2 protein-coding genes are annotated in these 1,993 nt (G+C 43.8%); one reads left to right on the top strand and one right to left on the bottom strand.

Annotated elements, in window-relative coordinates; all coding sequences use genetic code 11:
* The first annotated feature begins 380 nt into the window (after nt 1–380).
* Nucleotides 381–617: a hypothetical protein gene (locus DP116_RS28010; protein ID WP_246275839.1), complete on the top strand. Its 237-nt coding sequence runs from the start codon at nt 381–383 to the stop codon at nt 615–617.
* Nucleotides 618–669: 52 nt separating this feature from the next.
* On the opposite strand, the gene DP116_RS28005 is transcribed toward DP116_RS28010, so the two are convergent.
* A complete protein-coding gene (locus DP116_RS28005) occupies nt 670–1,911 on the bottom strand; it encodes an MFS transporter (protein ID WP_439330043.1) in 1,242 nt (413 codons plus the stop codon).
* Between the last annotated feature and the right edge of the window lie 82 nt (nt 1,912–1,993).

Genomic DNA, 1,993 nt, shown 5'->3' with positions numbered 1-1,993 from the left:
AACAATGATTATTATTATTGACTTGGGTGATTTTATTCCTTGGAAGTCCCTAAACCAAACCATCATTTCTCATTTAATGGGACTTAGACAAAATAACCTCAAACGCATACCCCAAAAAAATTTGACATGGTTTTGGTTGGTTTATTGATATATAGCAGGCAACAGGGAACAGGCTTGAAAGTATCGTGGTGTCCCTATTTTCTCATTAGTTCATGTCCTAATCTACCTGGCAACTGCTATATTTGGGGTTTAGGCGTTTTTGAGCATTTGATGTATTTTTCTTGCCCAGTGATGGTTTTAGGCTTGTTTCATCGTCAAAAATGTTTGAATCCGGTTAACTAGAAGCAACAGAGGAGGTACTTGATGAGCCGGGAGTTTCTGTGCGAATACGAGACTTAGGACTAGATGACGTTGTAGTTGAAACTTGCTTTTGGACAGATTTACGGCGTTCTAATTTTGTGGCTACAACATCATCTGTAAGACAGGCGATAGTTGCTGCATTGAAAGTAGCGAATATCGCATTACCAGACCCCGATGTGAGAATTTTAGTGCCGCGTCATCCGCAAAAGTGTCGAGCAGCATTCGGTCTAAAAGATGGTGATAGTGCTTCATCTTAGTCCTGTAATAATGTTTTAACCAATATCTACTCAAGATATTGGCAACAGCAATTTAATGACTATGGCGATGGTGAATATCCCTTGTGTGAGGATGGTTGTGATAGATAATTGTCGTGTGTTCGTGAAGATGGTTGTGAGATTCGCCTATAGCCATCCCCTCATCGTGGTTATGCTGATGGTGTTCATCGTGGATGTGTTTATGTTCATGCACACTAGGATAGTGGAGATGTTCGTGTTCATGCACTTGAGGTGAGAGGGTAATTTGCACTACCACTAGCAGCATCAAGCCCACTAAGCTACCGTAAAGGAACTCGCGTTCAGCAAAGTTACTTCCCAACCAACCGGCAAGAGGGTATGAGATTGCCCACCAAAGATGACTCCAGGCAAAGTGTGCGCCATAAACTCGTCCTTGTAAAGTAGATGGGATGCGGTCTGCAATTAATGTCTGGGTGGGTAAATTCACTAAACTTTGCCCTGCACCCGCCACAAACCATAAAAGCATCAGTGCTGCTAAATTTGCGTAGTTGGCAGGCAACAAAGCTAATGTTATCAAAGTTGCACCAATCAAAACAAATGTTGTCCGTGGCAAACTTCTATTGAACGTACCAAAAATAACTGCACAGAGAGTTGCACCAATCCCAAAAGCCGCCATCACCCATCCGTACTGCACTTCTCCTAATTTGAGTGTACCTTGAACATAGCCAACAGTATTTACTAAGATTTGCGCTCCGGCAATTGATGCGACTAACTGCATCGCTAGCGCGTAACGAATAGGTGTATCTGAAAGGAGGCGAGTTGTACCGTCTTTAATGTCTCCCCATGTTCGGCGTGTTGTCCTGGAAGGCTGTTGATTTTGTGCAACAACGAGCTGACCTGGTAGGGTGAAGATTAAGATTGCCGCGATCGCAAAGCTGAGAGCATCCAAGAAGAAGACTTGTCTTGCACCAATGAAGGCTGCGACACTTCCAGCGATACCAGGGCCAAGTACACCAAGTAATTGAAAAGTAGCAGCCGAAAGAGCGATGGCTTGTGGATAGTCATTCTCACCCGTAACTAATGGAATTGTGGCTTGGTAAGTTGGGGTGAAGAAAGCATTAAAGACGTTAAGCGCAAATATCAATACGCAAACTTGCCAAATCTGCGTCACGAAAGGCAACAGACCCACAATTAGCATTCTGAATATATGGGTAACAACCATGATTTTCTTTCGGTCGAGTCGGTCTGCGATCGCACCTGCAAGGGGAGACAGCAACACAAAAGCAGTGACACGCAGAGTCAAAGCGACTGAAAGCACAACCGCAGCATTTTTTCCAGCTAACTCAACTCACTTCTTGCACCTAACCGAATAAATCCGTAAAAGGTGAATAAAGAGCGCA

This window comes from Brasilonema bromeliae SPC951, assembly GCF_012912135.1.
GTDB classification, from domain to species: Bacteria; Cyanobacteriota; Cyanobacteriia; order Cyanobacteriales; family Nostocaceae; genus Brasilonema; species Brasilonema bromeliae.
Note: the sequence above shows the minus strand (reverse complement) of the source record. Positions and strands in the feature narration are given on the sequence as shown.